Consider the following 18,602-nt stretch of genomic DNA (forward strand, 5'->3'; position numbering starts at 1 on the left):
CTGACAAGGATTTTGTCTCCGTGACTCTTGACTCGACCGTGATCTCCCCTGCCCTCGAGCTGACCTCGACCCACCCGGCAGCCACTCTCGTCCATCCCGCGAGCGCGTCCGCTCGCGAGTGGTGGCGCACCGCCGTCATCTACCAGGTCTACCCGCGGTCCTTCGCCGACGGCAACGGCGACGGGATCGGTGACATCCCCGGCATCACCTCGCGCCTGGACCACCTCGTCGCGCTCGGCGTCGACGCCGTCTGGCTCTCCCCGTTCTACCGCTCCCCCCAGGCCGACGCCGGGTACGACGTCGCCGACTACCGGGACGTTGACCCGCTCTTCGGCACCCTCGCCGACTTCGAGGATCTCCTCGCCCAGGCCCACAGCCGCGGCCTGAAGGTCATCGCCGACCTCGTGCCCAACCACACCTCCGACGAGCACGAGTGGTTCACGGCGGCCCTCGCGGCCGGCCCCGGCAGCCCCGAGCGCGCCCGCTACCTCTTCCGTGAGGGCACCGGCGAGAACGGCGAGCTGCCCCCGAACAACTGGAAGTCGATCTTCGGCGGACCGGCCTGGACCCGGGTGAGCGAGCGCACGTCGCCCGCCTCCGCGACCGACGGCGTGGCCGACGGCGAGTGGTACCTGCACATGTTCGACACCCGCCAGCCCGACCTCGACTGGGAGCACCCGCAGGTGCGCGCCGAGTTCGAGGACGTGCTGCGGTTCTGGCTGGACCGTGGGGTCGACGGCTTCCGCATCGACGTCGCGCACGGCATGGTCAAGGCCGCCGGCCTGCCCGACTGGGACGGCGACGTCGCCATGGTCGAAGGGACGACCGAGGCGGCCGAGGACGGCTCGACCGGCGCCGGCAACTCCGGTCCGATGTTCGACCAGGAGGGCGTGCACGACATCTACCGCGCCTGGCACAAGGTCCTCGCCGAGTACACCGGCGACCGCGCCCTCGTCGCCGAGGCCTGGGTGGAGCCGCTGACCCGGCTCGCCCGCTACGTCCGCAGCGACGAGATGCACCAGGCCTTCAACTTCTCCTACCTCACCACCGCCTGGGACGCACCCGCCCTGCGCGGGGTCGTCACCGCGTCGCTGCACGCCTCGGACGAGGTCGGCGCACCCACCACGTGGGTGCTCTCCAACCACGACGTCGTCCGCCACGCCTCCCGGATGGGCCTGTCCGGCGCGGCGGTGCGCCCCAACGGGATCGGCAAGAACGACCCCCAGCCCGACGCCGAGCTCGGCCTGCGCCGCGCCCGCGCCGCGACCCTGCAGATGCTCGGCCTGCCCGGCTCCGCCTACGTCTACCAGGGTGAGGAGCTCGGCCTGCCCGAGCACACCGACCTCGACGACGACCTGCGCCAGGACCCGGCGTGGTGGCGCTCGGGCTACACCGAGGCAGGCCGCGACGGCTGCCGCGTGCCGCTGCCCTGGGAGGCCGACAAGCCCGGCTACGGCTTCGGCCCGGCCGGCACGCCGTGGCTGCCCCAGCCTGACTCCTACCGCGAGTGCGCGGCCGACGTGCAGCGCTCGACCGAGGGGTCGACCTTCGTGATGTACCGCGACGCGCTCGCCCTGCGCAAGGCCCACGACCTCGGGCTGGGCTCCCTCGCCTGGGTCGACGAGCTGGCCGACGCCGAGTCGGTGCTCGCCTTCGTCAACAACGGCGTGCTGATCCTGACGAACTTCGGCGAGGCGCCGCTCGCCCTGCCGACCGGCGCCCAGGTCCTCATCACCAGTGGCCCGCTGACCCCAGCCGGAGTCCCCCAGGACACCACAGTCTGGCTAGCCGCCTGACCCCACCCCCACCCCCGCCGCTGAGAGCACCGTCTCTCCGCCCCATCGTCTGGACACACAGGGGCGGAAGCGGTGCTCTCAGCGTCTGTGCTGGGTGCTGGGTGGTGGGTGGTGGGTGGTGGGTGGTGGGGCGGGGTCAGCCGCCGGAGACGCTGAGCTCGGCGTCGAGGAGCTTGGCTCGGTGCTCGTCGCTCAGCTCGCGGGAGTCGAGCCAGCCGTCGGGCACGTGGGGCTTCTTCGGGGTGCCCTGACGGCCGCGCTGGCCCTCCGCGTCCTTGCCCGGGTAGGGCTGGTCGTGGTCGAGGGCGTCGAGGTGGGTGCGCAGCTCGGCGAGGGAGGACACCATCGCCAGGGCCCGGCGCGCGTCGCCGCCCACCGCGTAGCCCTTGAGGTACCACGCCATGTGCTTGCGCAGGTCGCGGGTGCCCTTGTCCTCGTCCTCGAAGAACTCCGCCATGAGCTCGCCGTGCCGGTAGATGGTCTCCGCGACGTACCCCAGACCGGGCGTCACGCGCTCGTCGGACCCGTTGAAGGCGGCCATGAGGTCCGCGAAGAGCCAGGGGCGCCCCTGGCACCCGCGCCCGACGACGACGCCGTCGCACCCCGTCTGGCGCACCATCTCCAGGGCGTCCTCGGCCGACCAGATGTCCCCGTTGCCGAGCACCGGGATGGAGGTGACGGTCTCCTTGAGCTGGCGGATGGCCGACCAGTCGGCCGTGCCCGAGTAGTAGTCGGCCGCGGTGCGTGCGTGCAGCGCGACGGCCGCGACGCCAGCCTGTTCGGCGATGAGACCCGCCTCGAGGTAGGTGAGGTGGTCGGCGTCGATGCCCTTGCGCATCTTGATGGTCACCGGCACGTCGTGCCGGGCGCCGGCATCGACGGCCGCGTGGACGATGCGGGTGAACAGCTCGCGCTTCCACGGCAGCACCGCACCGCCTCCCTTGCGGGTGACCTTGGGCACCGGGCAGCCGAAGTTGAGGTCGATGTGGTCGGCGCGCCCCTCCCCCGCGATGATCTCCACGGCTGCGCCGACCGTCGCGGGGTCGACGCCGTAGACCTGCGCCGAGCGCGGGGACTCGCCCTCCTCGAAGGTGACGATGCGCAGCGCCTGGTCGTTGCGCTCGACGATCGCGCGCGAGGTCACCATCTCGGCGACGTAGAGCCCGCCCGGGCCGTGCTCACGGCACAGCTTGCGGAAGGCGGTGTTCGTCACACCCGCCATGGGGGCCAGGACGACCGGGGAGGCCACGGTGAACTGACCGATGCGCAGCGGGGGCAGCAGCGGGGCGGCGACGGGGCCGCCGACGGAACGTGCTGCGGGCGCGCTCAAGGTGGAGGGGGAACTCATCCCCCCAGTATCCCATCGCCCACACCCGGAGCCGCCCGTGCCTGCACGGGCAGGCACGGGCGGGCGCAGGCAGGCACGGGCGGCTCCGAGGCGGTCAGGACCCGATGAGGCGGGCCGCCAGGTAGGCGGTGACCTGGTCCAGGGAGACGCGCTCCTGGGACATGTCATCGCGGTGACGGATCGTGACGGCCTGGTCCTCGAGGGTGTCGAAGTCGACGGTGATGCAGAACGGGGTGCCCACCTCGTCCTGGCGGCGGTACCGGCGTCCGATCGCCCCGGCGTCGTCGAAGTCGACGTTCCAGTTCTTGCGCAGCTCGACGGCCAGGTCGCGGGCCTTCGGGGAGAGCTGCTCGTTGCGGCTCAGCGGCAAAACCGCGGCCTTGACCGGGGCCAGGCGCGGGTCGAGCTTGAGCACGGTGCGCACGTCGACGCCGCCCTTGGCGTTGGGGGCCTCGTCCTCGGTATAGGCGTCGGCGAGGAACGCCATGACCGAGCGGGTCAGGCCGGCCGCGGGCTCGATGACGTAGGGCACCCAGCGCTCGTTCTTGCCCTGGTCGAAGTAGCTGAGGTCCTTGCCGGAGTGCTCCGCGTGCGTCTTGAGGTCGAAGTCGGTGCGGTTCGCGATGCCCTCGAGCTCGCCCCACTCGCTCCCGGTGAAGCCGAAGCGGTACTCGATGTCCACGGTGCGGGTGGAGTAGTGGGAGAGCTTCTCCTGCGGGTGCTCGAACAGGCGCAGGTTGTCGCGGTCGATGCCGAGGTCGACATACCAGTTGGTGCGCAGGTCGATCCAGTACTGGTGCCAGTCCGCGTCCGTGCCGGGCTCGACGAAGAACTCCATCTCCATCTGCTCGAACTCACGGGTGCGGAAGATGAAGTTCCCCGGGGTGATCTCGTTGCGGAAGGACTTGCCGATCTGGCCGATGCCGAACGGCGGCTTCTTGCGGCTCGTGGTAACCACGTTGGCGAAGTTCACGAAGATGCCCTGGGCGGTCTCGGGGCGCAGGTAGTGCAGCCCGGACTCGTCCTCGACCGGGCCGAGGTAGGTCTTGAGCATCATGTTGAAGTCGCGCGGCTCGGTCCACTGCCCACGGTTGCCACAGTTGGGGCAGGCGATCTCGGCCAGGCCGCCGACGGGCTCGCGCTCCTTCTTCTCCAGGAACTCCTCGATCATCTGGTCCTCGCGGAACCGCTTGTGGCAGGACAGGCACTCGGTCAGCGGGTCGGTGAACACCCCGACGTGGCCCGAGGCCTCCCAGACCTTGCGCGGCAGGATGACCGCGGAGTCGAGGCCGACGACGTCCTCGCGGCTCGTGACCATCGTGCGCCACCACTGGCGCTTGATGTTCTCCTTGAGCTCGACGCCGAGGGGTCCGTAGTCCCAGGCGGACCGCGAACCTCCGTAGATCTCGCCGGACTGGAACACGAAGCCACGACGCTTCGCGAGGGAGATGACGGATTCGAGGTGAGAGGGCGCTTTGGCCACGATGAACACTCCAGAGGACTCGGTGCCCGCACGTGGCTCGTGGGGCAGAGGTGACTGGCGCACGTCGTGCGCCAGTCACCCAGGCTACTCGGCGTGGGCGCTCTCACCGGCGCCGGACGGCTCGTTTGACACCACCGAGACCGGCAATTGATAATGATGTTCATGTACATCGCTCTCCCTCGTCCCTTGGTGACCCTCGCGGGCGGCGCCCTCTGCGCCGCGCTCGCCCTCTCCGGCTGCTCAGGAGCCGACACCGCGGACGACGGGAAGGTCGAGGTCCTCACCTCGTTCTACCCGCTGCAGTTCATCACCGAGGAGATCGGCGGCGACCTCGTCGACGTCTCCTCGCTCACCCCGCCCGGGGCGGAGCCGCACGACCTCGAGCTGTCCCCGGCCATGGCCCGCGAGATCGGCGAGGCCGACCTCGTCGTCTTCCTCTCCGACTTCCAGCCGGCCGTCGACACGGCGATCACCGCCCGCGAGCCCGCGCACGTCGTCGACGCGGCCGCCTCCGCGGACCTCCAGTCGCACGAGCTGCAGGGCACCGAGGACGAGCACGCCGACGAGGCCGAGGAAGAGACCCACTCCGCCGACGACGGCCACGACCACGGCGCCCTCGACCCGCACTTCTGGCTCGACCCCACCCGGCTGGCCGCGGTGAGCGAGGACGTCGTCGCCGAGCTCTCGGCGATCGACCCCGCCAACGCCGAGACGTACGCCGCCCGCGGTGCCGAGCTCGTCGCCTCCCTCACCGACCTCGACGAGCAGTTCACCACCGGCCTGTCCCAGTGCTCGAGCAGCCTCCTCGTCACCACCCACGAGGCCTTCGGCTACCTGGCCGACAGCTACGGCCTCGAGCAGGTCGGGATCTCCGGGATCGACCCCGAGGCTGAGCCGTCACCGGCGCGGATCAAGGACGTCTCGACGATCATCCGCGACCGCGGGGTCACCACGATCTACTTCGAGACGCTGATCAGCCCGAAGGTCGCCGAGACCCTCGCGAGCGACCTCGCGATCACCGCGACCGTCCTCGACCCGCTGGAGAGCCTCAACGACCCCGACGGTGACTACGTCTCCGTCATGAACGCCAACCTCGAGGCGCTGCGCACCGGGCTCGGCTGCGCATGAGCGGCCACCCCACCGCCCCCGAGCAGGTGATCGAGGCGCGTGACCTGCACGTCACCCTCGACGGCTCCCGGATCCTGCGCGGGATCGACCTGTCGGTCACCACCGGCGAGGTCGTCGCGCTGCTGGGGGCGAACGGCTCGGGGAAGTCGACCCTCGTGCGCACCCTCGTCGGGATCCTGCCCGTGGCGTCGGGGTCCGTCGCCCTCTACGGCCAGCCGCTCGGGCGGTCCGCGCCCTGGCAGCGGGTGGGGTACGTGCCGCAGCGGGTCAGCGCGACGACCGGAGTCCCCTCGACCGCTCTCGAGGTGGTCTCCTCGGGTCTGCTCTACGGCCGCCGGATCCGGATGCCCCGGGGGGCGTGGGCGAGCGCGATGGACGCCCTGGACCGGGTGGGTCTCGCCGACCGCGCCGGCCGCGCGGTGAGCGAGCTCTCCGGCGGGCAGCAGCAGCGGGTGCTCATCGCCCGAGCGCTCGTGCGCGACCCCGACCTGCTCGTCCTCGACGAGCCCGTGGCCGGCGTCGACCAGCAGAGCCAGGCGTCGTTCGCGACGACGCTCACCGGCCTCGTCGAGCTCGGCACCACGATCCTCGTCGTGCTCCACGAGCTCGGCGCCATCGCCCCGCTCGTCACCCGGACCGTCGTGCTGCGCCACGGCCGCAAGGTGCACGACGGCGGTGCGCTGCCGGCCGCGGCGGACCACGCCTCCCCCGAGCACGACCACGTCCACCCGCACGACAGCCCAGCAGAGGGCTCACCGCTCATCCACAACGCAGGGTTCGGGTCATGACGGACGTCTTCACCGAGATCCTCGGCATGCTCACCGACCCGTTCATGCAGCGATCCCTCGCCGCGGCGGTCATCGTCGGGCTCACCGCCCCGGTCATGGGGACCTACCTCGTCCAGCGCCGGCTCTCCCTGCTCGGGGACGGCATCGGCCACGTCGCCCTCACCGGGGTGGCGCTGGGCTGGCTGGTCGGCTCCGCGATGGGCCTGGTCCAGAACGACGCGCTGGCGGTACCCGGTGCGGTCGTGGCGGCGGTGGCCGGGTCGATCACGATCGAGCTGGTCCGCGAACGGGGCCGCACCAGCGGCGACGTCGCCCTCGCGCTGCTCTTCTACGGCGGGATGGCCGGCGGCGTGCTCATCATCGGCTTCGCCGGCGGCACGAACGCCAACCTCATGTCCTACCTCTTCGGGTCGATCTCGACCGTCACCACGACCGACCTCGCCCTCACCGTCGGCCTGGGCGCGGCCATCCTGGCCGTCGGGGTGGGGCTCAGCGCCGCCCTGTTCGCCGTCTCCCACGACGAGGAGTTCGCCCGCGCGTCGGGGCTGCCGGTCCGGACCCTCAACATCGCCATCGCGGTCATCGCCGCGCTCACCGTCACCGTCTCGATGCGGGTCGTGGGGCTGCTGCTGGTCAGTGCACTCATGGTGATCCCGGTCGCGGTCGCCCAGCTGGTCACCACCTCCTTCCGGCGCACCATGGCCGTGGCGGTGGGGGTCGGGGTCACGGTGTGCGTCGTCGGGCTCTCGATCACCTACTGGCAGCCGCAGTCCCCCGGCGCGACGATCGTCGTGCTGGCCATCGTCGTCTATGCCGTCGTGGCGGCCGTGCGACCGCTCATCATGCGCCGACGCCGCGCCGGTCAGGACCCCCACCCCGATATGCTGGACGACGTCGCACTCGACCAAGGAGCCCAGTCATGCAGCGAATGACGCGCCAGCGCGCGAGCATCGCCGACCTGCTGGAGGCGACCGAGGACTTCCGCAGCGCCCAGCAGCTGCACGAGGTCCTGCGCTCCCGTGGGGAACCCACCGGGCTCGCCACCGTCTACCGCACCCTGCAGACCATGGCCGACGCCGGTCAGGTCGACGTGCTGCGCACCGCGGACGGGGAGAACCTCTACCGCCGCTGTGAGCGCACCGAGCACCACCACCACCTCGTGTGCCGCTCCTGCGGCGCGACCATCGAGATCGACGGGCCCACGGTCGAGTCCTGGGCCACGCTGGTCGGCTCGACCCACGGCTTCATCGACATCGAGCACACCATCGAGCTCTTCGGCACCTGCTCCGACTGCGCCTCGCGGCAGTAGGACATGCTCGACCTCGACGGCGCGCCCTTCTTCGCGATCTTCGGCTTCTTCTTCACGATCGTGTGTCTGCGCAGCCAGGCGACCTACTGGATCGCCCGGCTCGTCGTCGCCCAGACCATGGGCCGCCCCGCGCCGAAGAACCGGGTGCTGGCGCGCGCCCAGGTGTGGTCGCAGGGCCCCTCGGCCGCCCGCGGCATCGCGGCGCTCAACCGCTGGGGAGTCCTGGCCGTCACCGCGAGCTTCCTCACGGTGGGTTTCAAGACGGTCGTCAACGCCTCCGCCGGCCTGACCCGGATGCCCTTCGCCCGCTACCTGCCCGCCATGCTCGTCGGCTGCGTCATCCACTCGACGATCTACGCGACCGTGGGCTGGGCCGCCTGGGAGGCGGCGCTCGCCGCCGCCGCCGGCTCCCCCTGGGGGATCGCCGTGCTCCTGGGGCTCGTGCTCGCCGCAGCGCTCGCCGTCGCCCGGCGTCGCAGCGCACGACGCCGCAGCACCGAGTCCAGGAACGGCGGCACCAGCCGCGCCGAGCCGCTCAGCGCCGACCTGCAGGTGCCCTAGACGTCAGCCGTGTCGGCAGCCCTGCCGGAGGCCGTACCGGCAGCCTGGTCGATCGCGCCGCCGTAGCGCCGGTCCCGGCTCGCGTACTCCTCGACCGCGCGCCACAGGCTCCGCCGGTCCACCTCCGGCCACGGCTCGGGCAGGAAGACGAGCTCGGCGTAGGCCGACTGCCAGATCATGAAGTTCGAGATCCGCTGCTCGCCCGAGGACCGCAGGAACAGGTCGACGTCGGGCAGCTCCGGCTCGTCGAGGAACCGTGCGACGGTCTTCTCGGTGATCCGGTCCGGGTCGAGCCTGCCCGCGGCGACCTCCTGGGCGATGGCCTTCGCGGCGTCGGCGATCTCGGCGCGGCCGCCGTAGTTGATGCACATGGTCAGCGTGCAGACGGTGTTCTCGGCCGTCATCTCCTCCGCGGTCTCCAGCTCCTTGATCACCGAGCGCCACAGCCGCGGCCGGCGCCCGGCCCACCGTACCCGCACCCCCCAGGAGCTCATGGTGTCCCGCTGGCGGCGCAGCACGTCGCGGCTGAAGCCCATGAGGAAGCGCACCTCCTCCGGTGACCGCTTCCAGTTCTCGGTCGAGAAGGCGTAGGCGGACACGTGCGTGACACCCACCTCGATCGCCCCGGCGACGACGTCGAGCAGGGCAGCCTCCCCGGCCTCGTGGCCCGCGGTGCGCGGCAGCCCCCGGGCGTTCGCCCACCGCCCGTTGCCGTCCATGACGACGGCGACGTGCTTGGGCACGAACTCGAGCGGGATCGACGGCGCCACGGCTCCGGAGGGGTGCGCCGGCGGCGGCACGGGGACGACGGGCACCGGGGCGGCACCTCGAGCAGCTCTGTGGCCGCGGACCATGGGCGGGACCTCTCAGTGGGTGACTCGGTGGGTGACTCAGTGGACGGGGACGTCGGGCGTGAGGGGTGAGGGCTCGCTGCGATCGACCATCCGCAAGGACCGCAGCGACCGCTCGAGGTGGAACTGGCTGTACGCCGCGACGAGCCCGTTGGCCTCACGCCGGATCCGCTCCCCGGCCAGGTCGGCGACCGACCAGTCGCCGCTGAGCAGGGCTGCGAGCAGGGCGATCGTCTCGGGGGCCGGGGCGGTCGCCCCGGGTGGGCGGCAGCGCGGGCACACCGTCCCGCCCTGGGCGACCGAGAAGGCGCGGTGCGGTCCGGGTTCACCGCACCGCGCGCAGTCGGAGAAGGTCGGCGACCACCCGGCCACAGCCAGCCCGCGCAGCAGGTAGGAGTCGAGCACGAGGCCCGGGGCGTGCGCGCGTGAGGACAGTGCTCGCAGCGCACCGGCGAGCAGCCAGAACTGCTGCACGGCAGGTTCCCGCTCGGCGTCGACGAGCCGGTCGGCGGTCTCGAGCATCACGGCGCCCGCGGTGTACAGGCCGTAGTCCTCGCTGATCGCGCGGGCGTAGGGCTCGACGGTCTCGGCCTGGGTGACGATGTCCAGGTTGCGCCCCACGTGCAGCTGCACGTCGACGAACATGAACGGCTCGAGGCGGGCGCCGAACTTCGAGGAGGTGCGGCGCACACCCTTGGCCACCCCGCGCACCTTGCCGTGCTCCCGGGTCAGGAACGTGATGATGCGATCTGCCTCACCGAGCTTGTGGGTGCGCAGGACCAACGCTTCGTCTCGATACAGGACCACGCTACTGGGCCATGCGTCCCTGGCGGTTGACGGCGGAGATGATCGCCTTGAGCGAGGCGGTCGTGATCGACGGGTCGATCCCCACCCCCCACAGGACCTCCTCGCCGACCGCGCACTCGACGTAGGCCGCCGCCGTCGCGTCCCCACCCTCGGAGAGCGCGTGCTCGGCGTAGTCGAGGACCTGCACATCGACGCCGACCGATGCCACGGCGTCGACGAAGGCGGCGATGGGCCCGTTGCCGGATCCCTCCAGGGTGATCGGTGTGCCGTCGTCGACGAGGTCCACCGAGAGGGTGTCCAGTCCGCCCTCGACGCTCGAGGCCCGGGTGCCGCGCAGGGAGAACCGGCCCCACGGCTCGAGCGCGCCACCGGCCGGGGCCGGCAGGTACTCGTCGGCGAAGATCTGCCAGATGTCCTCACCGGTCACCTCGCGCCCATCGGCGTCGGTTACTGCCTGCACCACCCGGGAGAACTCGATCTGCAGGCGGCGCGGCAGGTCGAGGTGGCGCTCCGTCTTGAGCAGGTAGGAGATGCCACCCTTGCCGGACTGGGAGTTGACCCGGATCACTGCCTCGTAGCTGCGTCCGACGTCGCGCGGGTCGATCGGCAGGTACGGCACGCCCCAGAGGAGGTCGTCGATGCTCGTGCCCGCGGCCTCGGCCTCGGCGGCCATCGCGTCGAGGCCCTTCTTGATCGCGTCCTGGTGCGATCCGGAGAAGGCTGTGAAGACGAGGTCGCCCGCATAGGGGTGGCGCTCGTGGACGGAGAGCTGGTTGCAGTACTCGGCGGTGCGGCGGACGTGGTCGATGTCGGAGAAGTCGATCTCCGGGTCGATGCCCTGGCTGAACATGTTCATGCCGAGGGTCACCAGGTCGACGTTGCCGGTCCGCTCCCCGTTGCCGAACAGGCAACCTTCGATGCGGTCCGCACCGGCCTGGTAGCCCAGCTCGGCGGCGGCCACCGCGGTCCCGCGGTCGTTGTGCGGGTGCAGCGAGATGATGACGTTCTCGCGGTGGTTGAGGTGCCGGTTCATCCACTCGATCGAGTCGGCGTAGACGTTCGGCGTCGCCATCTCGATCGTGGCGGGCAGGTTGATGATGACCTTGCGCTCCGGGGTGGGCTCGAGGACCTCGATCACCTCGTTGCAGATCCTGGCCGCGAACTCGAGCTCGGTCCCGGTGTAGGACTCGGGCGAGTACTCGTAGTAGACCGTCGTCTCGGGGATGGTCTGCTCGAACTTGCGGCACAGCTTCGCGCCCTCGAGCGCGATGTCGACGATCCCGTCCTGGTCGGTGCGGAACACCACCTCACGCTGGAGGACCGACGTCGAGTTGTACAGGTGCACGATCGCGTGCTTGGCGCCGCGGATGGACTCGTACGTCCGGGCGATGAGGTGCTCCCGGGACTGCGTCAGCACCTGGATGATGACGTCGTCGGGGATGAGGTCTTTCTCGATGAGCATCCGGACGAAGTCGAAGTCCGTCTGGGACGCCGAGGGGAACCCGACCTCGATCTCCTTGTAGCCCATGCCCACGAGCAGCTCGAACATCCGCAGCTTGCGCTCGGGGTTCATCGGCTCGATGAGCGCCTGGTTCCCGTCGCGCAGGTCGACCGCGCACCACCGCGGCGCCTTCGTGATGACCTTGTCGGGCCACGTGCGCCCGGGCAGGTCGACGGTGAACTGCTGGGCGTAGGGCTGGTACTTGCTCACGGGCATCGCCGAGGGCTGCTGGGGGGCTGCGTGTGCATTCATGGCGGGAAGATCCTTCGTCTGTTGCTGCGTCTGTGGGTGGGGTCCTGCAAGCCGGCACACCAACCACCGCGACGAGGGACCGGCCTACGAGGCCCCGTCGCGGCACAGAAGGAGCAGGGAGACCTGCTGAACGCGCTGCACGTCAAACACTCTACTCCTCCTGCCCGACGACGACGGGTGGGTCCGCGTCGCGGACTCACCCGTCGTCTCTGTCAGTCGCCGCTCAGGAGAGCTGGTCCCCGAGCACTCCGAGGTTGTCCATCCACCACTCCTCGTCGGTGAGGTGGCCCTCTTCGTAGAGGCGCAGCGCGTTGGAGGCCAGGACGCCGGACGCGTCGCCCACCGTGCCGGCATAGCTGATGTACCAGCTGCCGTCCTCCTCGACGGCGATGAGGGACAGATCCCCGATCCCGAGCTGCTCGAGCGCCGGGATGTCGGCAAGGCAGCCGTCGACTTGCTCTCCGTCCACGTCGGCGGAGAAGCACTCGGCGTCGAGCTCGAAGGACCCCGTCGTCCCCTCGATCTCGGTGGTGATGGTCAGCGACTCGACCTGGAGCCAGGCCACGCCGTCGTCCTCCTCCCGGACCGAGAAGGAGGCGGTCACCTCGGTGGCGTCGAGCGCTTCCTGCAGCTCGTCGTAGCCCTCCATGCTCGACAGGTCGGTGTCGGCGTAGAGGGACATCGCGCGACGGTCGCCCAGCGGGAGCGCGGACAGGTAGGCGTCCTGGTCGCCGGACTCGGCGTACTCCATCAGTCCGGTGACGAGGCCCTCGGCCGCGGCCTCCGGGGTGTCGTACTGGCCCGCGAGGTCGGCGGAGGGCAGGGAGCCTCGCTCGATCCCCTGGGACATGGCACCGTACTCGAGGAACGTCAGGGTGGGGCTCACGAACCAGTCGCCCCCCTCCTCGACGACGATGAGGAACGGGTCGATCGGCTCGTCGCCGAGGTCCAGGCCGAGCTCCGAACCGAGCTCGGCCGGGTCGATCTGGAGGTCCTCGACCGAGACGTCGACCGGGAAGGTCTCCTCGACCGCGGTCGTGACATCGTCGCGGATCTCGGAGTCGGAGGGGATCGAGCCACCGCTCAGGTCGACGAGCTCCCCGAACGGACCGTCCCCGAGATCCTCGAGCAGCGCGACGGTCGCCTCGGAGACCTTGTCGGCGTCCGCGTCGATCGTGAGGTCGCCGGCGGTGATGCTCACCTTTGCGAGCCCGTCCTCGAGCTCCTCGACCTCGACCTCAAGACCGTCGAGCTCGAGGTCGAAGGCCTCGAAGTAGTCCTTGTAGGCGTCGGTCACCGACTCCAGCTCGAGGTCGCTGGAGGACTCCATGCGGTCGGAGAACAGCGCGTAGGCGGTCGACATGGTGTCGAACTCCGTGGGCGAGGTGACCCCGTACAGCGCGACGAGGTCCTTGGCCACGGCCGCCTCGATCATCTGCGTCGCTGCCTCCTCGGGTGTCGCCGCCCCGCCGACCTTGGAGAACCACAGCGCGTTGGCGGCGAAAGCCCCGCCGCTGACGACGAGGGCCCCGGCGACACCGATGCCGATCCACAAGCCCTTGCGGGACTTCTTGGTCGCGGGCTGCGGTTGGGCCCACGCGCCCTGCTGGTACGCGTCCTGCTGGAAACCGCCCTGCTGGAAGCCACCCTGCTGGAAGCCACCCTGCTGAGAACTGCTCTGCTGAGAACTGCTCTGCTGAAGACTGCCCTGCGCGGCGGCGGGCGGGCCCCACTGGCCGGCCGGTGCGGTGGCCGCAGGCACGGACCCGTAGCCCCCGTAGACCGGGCTGGCCTGGCTGGTCGGGATCTGCTGGGTCTGCGCGGGGTCCTGCGCGACCGGCACGGACTGCTCCGGCTGCGCCGGGCCCCCCGCCGCTGCGCCGCGGGACGCGAGCGCGGCGTCGACCGCGGGGTCACGGAAGGACCCGAGCCAGTCGAGCAGCGCCGGGTAGGCGGTCGGGTTCGAGGCGACTGCCGGGCGCAGGTCCGGGCGGTGCGTCGCGATCTCTCCGAGGAGCGCGGCCGGGGTCGAGGGATCCGCGGCCTGGGCCGGGGTGAACTCGCTCGGGTTCGTCATTGCTACCAATCTTCTGTGGTGGTTCGCGGTGGACGGCGAACGGGGGCAGGAGGTGCGTCCGTCGAACGGATGCGCCTGCTGCCCCCGTCCTGGCAGGTGGCTGGACTAGCCCTGGCGGTTGCGCAGTGCAGCGTCGACCTCAGGGTCACCCAGCTGCCCGAGCCACCCGAGCAGAGCCGGGTAGGTCGACGGGTTCGCCGCGACCTGGGCCCGGAGCTCGGGGGCGTCCTGGACGATCTGTGCCAGGACAGCACCCGGTGTTGCAGGGTCGAGCGCCTGAGCGGCGGTGAAGCCGCTCACCGCTGGAGCCGACGCAGCCGGCGCGGCCTGTGGTGCGGGGGCCGCCACGGGAGCCGCGGCCTCCGGTTCGGCGACCGGCTGCGGAGCGACCGGCTGAGGGGCGACCGGCGCCTGCTCCTGCTGCGGTGCCTGCTGACCGTAGGCCGGAGCCGGAGCCGGAGCCTGAGCGGGAGCTGCGGTCTGGGTCTGCCACGGAGCCGCCTGGGCAGGGGCGCCATAGGCCTGCGGCGCGACCGGTGCGGTGCCGTAGGGAGCGGGAGCCCCCTGCTGGCCCGGGTACTGGTACCCCGGGGCCTGCACCGGCGGCGCGGACCACTGGTATGCGGCGTTGTTCACCCCGCGCGGGGCGGGCCGGTTCGTCGCGAAGTACTCGCGGACCTCCTTGGGCGCGGTGAGCGCGATCGCGATGAGCGCCGGCAGGCCGAAGGCCAGGAGCAGGTGACCGACGGTGATGTACTTCCCGTCGACCAGCGTGTCGCTCGGCACCATGATGACGATGACGAGGCCGAGCACGAAGGCGCCTCCTGCGACACCGAGAGCGAGGGTCCGGTTGGAGGCTGCGTCCTTGGCGAGCGCGAGACGGGCGTAGACAGCACCGCCCGCGATGACCAGACCCAGGATGATGGTCGTGATGAGCACGCCCGTGGGGCGCTCGAACTGGTCGATGGTGAACCAGAAGACCGAGCTGACCACGGTGGCCGCCGCGACGAGGGCGAGGTAGTCGAGGCCGTGGACGGCAGCGAAGATCCAGCTCTTGGATCGCGGCTCGCGAGTCAGTGCGCGGACCGTCGCCGGTGCGGCGGCAGCAGCAGCGGCCGCCGGGAGGAAGATCGCTCCGAGACCTTCCTGCAGCGAGATCGGGAAGAGGAACGTCGCGCCGACGCCCCGCAGGGACTCGATCTTGAGCAGCGACGATCCCTCGCCGGCACCGAAGACGAAGGCGCACACGAGGATCGTGGCGAGCCCGATGAGCACCAGACGCCAGCTCGGCGACCGTCCGATGACGGTGCCGTAGATCGCCCAGAGGCAGAATCCGGCGGCGAAGAGCCACGCGACGATCGTGCCGATGACGGCGGACGTCCCGTAGAAGTCGGAGTAGTCGCCGATGTCGATGAGGAAGAGGACGAGGGAGACGAGGTACGTGAAGGCGATGAACCCGCCGATCCCCGCCGTGATGGTCCACCACAGCTTGCTCACGCCGCGGTCGAGGTCCTCGGGACCCATCTCGCACTGGCGGGGCTGGGCGGCCAGGACCGCACCGGCGAGGCCGAGCGCGAAGATCGTGCCGACGCCCTGGGTGTCGTCCCCAGTGATGGCGTCGAGGACGACGTACACGAGGACGACGACGACGTAGGGCGCGTTGGCCAGCAGCCGGACCAGGCGCGTGGTGTGCACCGTCCAGCTCGGCGGGAACACGCTCGCGCGGGCGAGGTAGGGCAGGGCGAGGGAGAGGACCGAGAGCACGGTCGCCAGCGTCACCACGTAGTGGAAGCGGTCACCGATGCCCTCGAAGCCCCTCCCGACCGTCACCGGCAGGGCGAGCGAGACGAGGAGCAGGAGCGCCGCGAGACCGTCCCGCACGAAGTCGGCGACGGGGATCCCGGTGAAGGGGTTGGGGCGCGGTGCAGCGGGCGCCGGGGCGTACTGCCCCTGCTGACCAGAGCCGTACTGTCCCTGCTGACCAGGAGCCTGCGGGTAGCCCTGACCCGGCTGCTGGCCGTAGCCGCCCTGCTGACCGGGCTGGGGGGCGTACTGCCCCGGCTGCTGTCCCGGCTGGGCGTAGCCGCCCTGCTGACCGGGCTGCTGCTGCTGCTGCGGCTGCTGGGGGTACTGCCCCGGTCCGCCGTTCGGCGGGTAGCCGCCGGGTGGCGGAGCCTGACCTTCGTAACTCATGATCTCCCTCTCGTCGTTGCTGTGGCTGCGGGCTCCCGAGCACGCGCCGGGTCCCACGCCACCGTCCTGCCACGTGGATGCCGGTCACAACCTATCCACATCACACCGGTCGTGCCTACGCCATCCGTGCGCGCCGTCCCACCAGGTGACGGGGAGCGCGCACGGAGGCTGCGGGAACGTTCACGGCTCGTGCCGAGGACGCGCGCTCCTGGCGGCTTCCTCGGCACGACCGTCAGCGTTGCCGGCGGTCGGAGGGCTACCAGCGCCCGGAGTTCGCGCGCTCGGCGGCCTGGTACTCGGTGTTGCTCGAGTCGACGCGGCGTCCGACGTCGTTGAGCAGCGCCTTCATGTCGGTGATGGCACTGGTCCACTTGGCCTTGGCGGTCGTGTAGGCGGTGGAGGCCTCACCGTCCCAGCTCGCCCGCAACGGGGCGAGGGCACGGTCCATGTCATCGAGGATGCGCTCGAGCTTGGCCGAGCTCGACTGGATGTCTGCAGCTGCGGTGGAGAGTGCTCCGAAGTTGACCTTGAGATCGCTCATCGTGTCTGTCCTTCCTGGTCCGTTGGGGGTGACGTCAGCCGAGGCGCGCGGTGAGCGCGCTCAGGCCGGCGGACTGCTGGTCGTCCGACGTGTCGTAGGCGGTGCCGGAGTCGGTGAGGTTGCGCTCGAACTCGTCGAGTGCGCCGACCATCTTGGTCGCGTCCTCGCGCCACCGGGTCATGAGCTGGTTGAACGCGACCGCGCCCTGACCGGTCCACGCCTGGCCGATCGAGGCGAGCTTGCCCTCGAGGCCCTTGAGCTCGCCCTGAAGCTCGGTCTTGGACTGGCTGACCGCCTTGGCGCCCTGCTTGAGTGCGCCATCAACTGCAGAAACTTCACCTGCCACAATGAACTCCTTAACAGGCCCAAAGGGCCGGATCTTCAGACATCGGTCTCTGGCCGGTGTCTCACCAGGTCTGAATACCTGCTGACAGGTTGGACACTATGTCCACAGAGGGTGTTTGCGCACTCTTCTGGCGTGGGTAGAGGTACCCATGAGCCCCCTGTGACCTGCATTCAGGCCGACATCGGCAGCAGATTCTCATCCACCAGCGTGGCGTTCACTATGCTGTCGAGGTCCCCCGTCGTCGTCGTGCACCAAAGGATCGTCATGGTCGAGGTGTCATCAGCTCCCACCACACTGGGCACGCTGCTCCGGATCTCCGTGGTCGCCGGTGATCGCCGCCTCGACGTCGGCGCGCCCGGGAGCATCCCGGTCGCCGAGATCATCCCCGGGTTCGCGCGCACCCTGCGCCTGCTGGACGCCTCCTCCGTGCACGGCGGGTACCGCCTGCTCCGCGCGGACGGGTCCGCGCTGAGCACGAGCGTGTCCCTCATCGCCCAGTCGGTGTCCGACGGCGAGGTCCTCACCATGGAGGTCGGTGCGGACGCACCCCGACCGCGCGTCTACGACGACGTCGTCGAGGCCGTCTCGGACGCCGTCGAGAAGGACTTCGCCCCCTGGACGCAGCAGGACAGCTCACGTGCCGCAGTCGGAGCCGCCGCGGCGTTCCTGCTCGCCGGGGCGATCATGCTGCTCGGGGCCGGAAGCGCGACCGTGGTGCCTGCGGTCATCTCCACCTGCGTCGGCGCTCTGGTCCTCATCAGCGCCGCCGTGATCGCGCGCCGCGAGGTGCACCTCAGCGGCGCGCAGGCCATGGTCCTGTGCGGCGCCGTGTTCTGGGCCGTCGCCGGACTGCTGTTCACCGCCCCCGACGCCGTGAGCCTGTGGGGCTGGCCGCTCGCCGCCGCGGGCGGCGGCGCGGTCCTCGCCGGCGCGGCCGGCCTCGCCCTCCTGCCCCGCGCCCAGGAGATCTGCGTGGTCCCGCTCGGGGCGGGATTCATCCTCGCCTCCGCCGGGACCGTCGTGGCGACCACGGACCTCTCTGCGGGGAACGTGCTGGCCATGACGGTCGCCGTCGCTGTCACCGCGAGCAACGGCATCCCCTGGCTGGCGCTGTCGACCACGAACCTGCGCGTCGTGTCCGCGCAGAGCGACGAGGACGTCTTCGCCGACCCGGCCCCGATCGACCCCGACGCGGTGGGTCGCAGCTACCAGCGCGGCTACCGGCTGCAGTTCGGTCTGCGTGCTGCCGTCGCCGTCGTCGCGCTCATCGCGACGCCCCCCGTCGCCGCCCTCGGTCTGACCGGGGTGCTGCTCATGGTCCTGTGCTACACCGGCATGCTGCTCAGCGTCCGCCAGACCTTCTCCCGCGCCGACGTCTTCGTCGTCATGGCGACCGGGATCCTCGGGCTGACCTTCACCACCCTGACCGCAGCGCTGGCGCACCCGCAGTGGCGCTCCTCGCTCATGGTCGCGGTCGCGGTCGTCGCGGCGGTCGTGGTCGGGGCCTGCCTCATCGCCCCCCGCCCTCGTGCCACGTTCGGGCGGATCGCCGACTCGGTCGAGCTGCTCAGCCTCGCCCTGCTGCTCCCGCTCGGCGTCGCCGCCGCCGGGCTCCTCTGAG

The 18,602-nt window shown here is 70.8% G+C and carries 16 protein-coding genes; 7 read left to right on the forward strand and 9 right to left on the reverse strand.

Annotation, left to right across the window (positions count from 1 at the left end; translation table 11 throughout):
- Positions 1–20 precede the first annotated feature (20 nt).
- Positions 21–1,796, forward strand: a complete 1,776-nt coding sequence (locus ACWA15_RS12205) for a glycoside hydrolase family 13 protein (RefSeq protein WP_464055559.1) — start codon at positions 21–23, stop codon at positions 1,794–1,796.
- A gap of 136 nt (positions 1,797–1,932) precedes the next feature.
- Here ACWA15_RS12205 and dusB read toward each other — a convergent pair whose 3' ends face one another.
- Both dusB and ACWA15_RS12215 read right to left on the reverse strand, forming a co-directional pair.
- A complete protein-coding gene (gene dusB / locus ACWA15_RS12210) occupies positions 1,933–3,144 on the reverse strand; it encodes a tRNA dihydrouridine synthase DusB (RefSeq protein WP_464055560.1) in 1,212 nt (403 codons plus the stop codon).
- Between the two features lie 94 nt (positions 3,145–3,238).
- A complete protein-coding gene (locus ACWA15_RS12215; RefSeq protein ID WP_464055561.1) occupies positions 3,239–4,627 on the reverse strand; it encodes a glycine--tRNA ligase in 1,389 nt (462 codons plus the stop codon).
- A 162-nt stretch (positions 4,628–4,789) separates the two neighbouring features.
- On the opposite strand from ACWA15_RS12215, the gene ACWA15_RS12220 reads away from it, so the two are divergent.
- The 5 genes from ACWA15_RS12220 to ACWA15_RS12240 are packed head-to-tail and all read left to right on the forward strand — an operon-like array spanning position 4,790 to position 8,413.
- Complete coding sequence (locus tag ACWA15_RS12220; protein WP_464055562.1) at positions 4,790–5,755, forward strand: metal ABC transporter substrate-binding protein; 966 nt, start codon at positions 4,790–4,792, stop codon at positions 5,753–5,755.
- Entirely contained in the window at positions 5,752–6,543 is a 792-nt protein-coding gene (locus tag ACWA15_RS12225; RefSeq protein ID WP_464055563.1) for a metal ABC transporter ATP-binding protein, read from the forward strand. Before ACWA15_RS12220 ends, ACWA15_RS12225 begins: the two co-directional genes overlap by 4 nt.
- A complete protein-coding gene (locus ACWA15_RS12230; protein ID WP_464055565.1) occupies positions 6,540–7,475 on the forward strand; it encodes a metal ABC transporter permease in 936 nt (311 codons plus the stop codon). Before ACWA15_RS12225 ends, ACWA15_RS12230 begins: the two co-directional genes overlap by 4 nt.
- Positions 7,463–7,852: a Fur family transcriptional regulator gene (locus ACWA15_RS12235; protein ID WP_464055567.1), complete on the forward strand. Its 390-nt coding sequence runs from the start codon at positions 7,463–7,465 to the stop codon at positions 7,850–7,852. The genes ACWA15_RS12230 and ACWA15_RS12235 overlap by 13 nt, the downstream gene beginning before the upstream one ends.
- A gap of 3 nt (positions 7,853–7,855) precedes the next feature.
- Positions 7,856–8,413 (forward strand): DedA family protein, encoded by a 558-nt coding sequence (locus ACWA15_RS12240; protein WP_464055568.1) that lies wholly within the window; start codon positions 7,856–7,858, stop codon positions 8,411–8,413.
- On the opposite strand, the gene ACWA15_RS12245 is transcribed toward ACWA15_RS12240, so the two are convergent.
- The 7 genes from ACWA15_RS12245 to ACWA15_RS12275 all read right to left on the reverse strand — a co-directional run bounded on the left by ACWA15_RS12245 (position 8,410) and on the right by ACWA15_RS12275 (position 16,981).
- Positions 8,410–9,267, reverse strand: a complete 858-nt coding sequence (locus tag ACWA15_RS12245; protein ID WP_464055569.1) for an isoprenyl transferase — start codon at positions 9,265–9,267, stop codon at positions 8,410–8,412. The two genes, ACWA15_RS12240 and ACWA15_RS12245, sit on opposite strands and share 4 nt — an antisense overlap.
- Before the next feature lie 36 nt (positions 9,268–9,303).
- Positions 9,304–10,071, reverse strand: coding sequence for a DNA repair protein RecO (gene recO, locus ACWA15_RS12250; RefSeq protein ID WP_464055570.1), 768 nt, complete (start codon positions 10,069–10,071; stop codon positions 9,304–9,306).
- A 1-nt stretch (position 10,072) separates the two neighbouring features.
- Complete coding sequence (gene leuA / locus ACWA15_RS12255) at positions 10,073–11,824, reverse strand: 2-isopropylmalate synthase (RefSeq protein WP_464055571.1); 1,752 nt, start codon at positions 11,822–11,824, stop codon at positions 10,073–10,075.
- A 223-nt stretch (positions 11,825–12,047) separates the two neighbouring features.
- Complete coding sequence (locus tag ACWA15_RS12260; RefSeq protein ID WP_464055572.1) at positions 12,048–13,901, reverse strand: variant leucine-rich repeat-containing protein; 1,854 nt, start codon at positions 13,899–13,901, stop codon at positions 12,048–12,050.
- 105 nt (positions 13,902–14,006) lie between these two features.
- The gene (locus tag ACWA15_RS12265; RefSeq protein WP_464055573.1) at positions 14,007–16,094 is read right to left on the reverse strand and encodes a DUF7937 domain-containing protein; all 2,088 of its coding nucleotides are present in this window, start codon (positions 16,092–16,094) and stop codon (positions 14,007–14,009) included.
- Between the two features lie 256 nt (positions 16,095–16,350).
- Positions 16,351–16,635 (reverse strand): WXG100 family type VII secretion target, encoded by a 285-nt coding sequence (locus ACWA15_RS12270; protein ID WP_464055574.1) that lies wholly within the window; start codon positions 16,633–16,635, stop codon positions 16,351–16,353.
- 34 nt (positions 16,636–16,669) lie between these two features.
- A complete protein-coding gene (locus tag ACWA15_RS12275; RefSeq protein ID WP_464055575.1) occupies positions 16,670–16,981 on the reverse strand; it encodes a WXG100 family type VII secretion target in 312 nt (103 codons plus the stop codon).
- A 264-nt stretch (positions 16,982–17,245) separates the two neighbouring features.
- Here ACWA15_RS12275 and eccD point away from each other — a divergent pair, with 264 nt between their 5' ends.
- The gene (gene eccD / locus ACWA15_RS12280) at positions 17,246–18,601 is read left to right on the forward strand and encodes a type VII secretion integral membrane protein EccD (protein ID WP_464055576.1); all 1,356 of its coding nucleotides are present in this window, start codon (positions 17,246–17,248) and stop codon (positions 18,599–18,601) included.
- The last annotated feature ends 1 nt before the right edge of the window (position 18,602 follow it).

The sequence above is a fragment of the Sanguibacter sp. TS_SC_8 genome, from assembly GCF_055361235.1.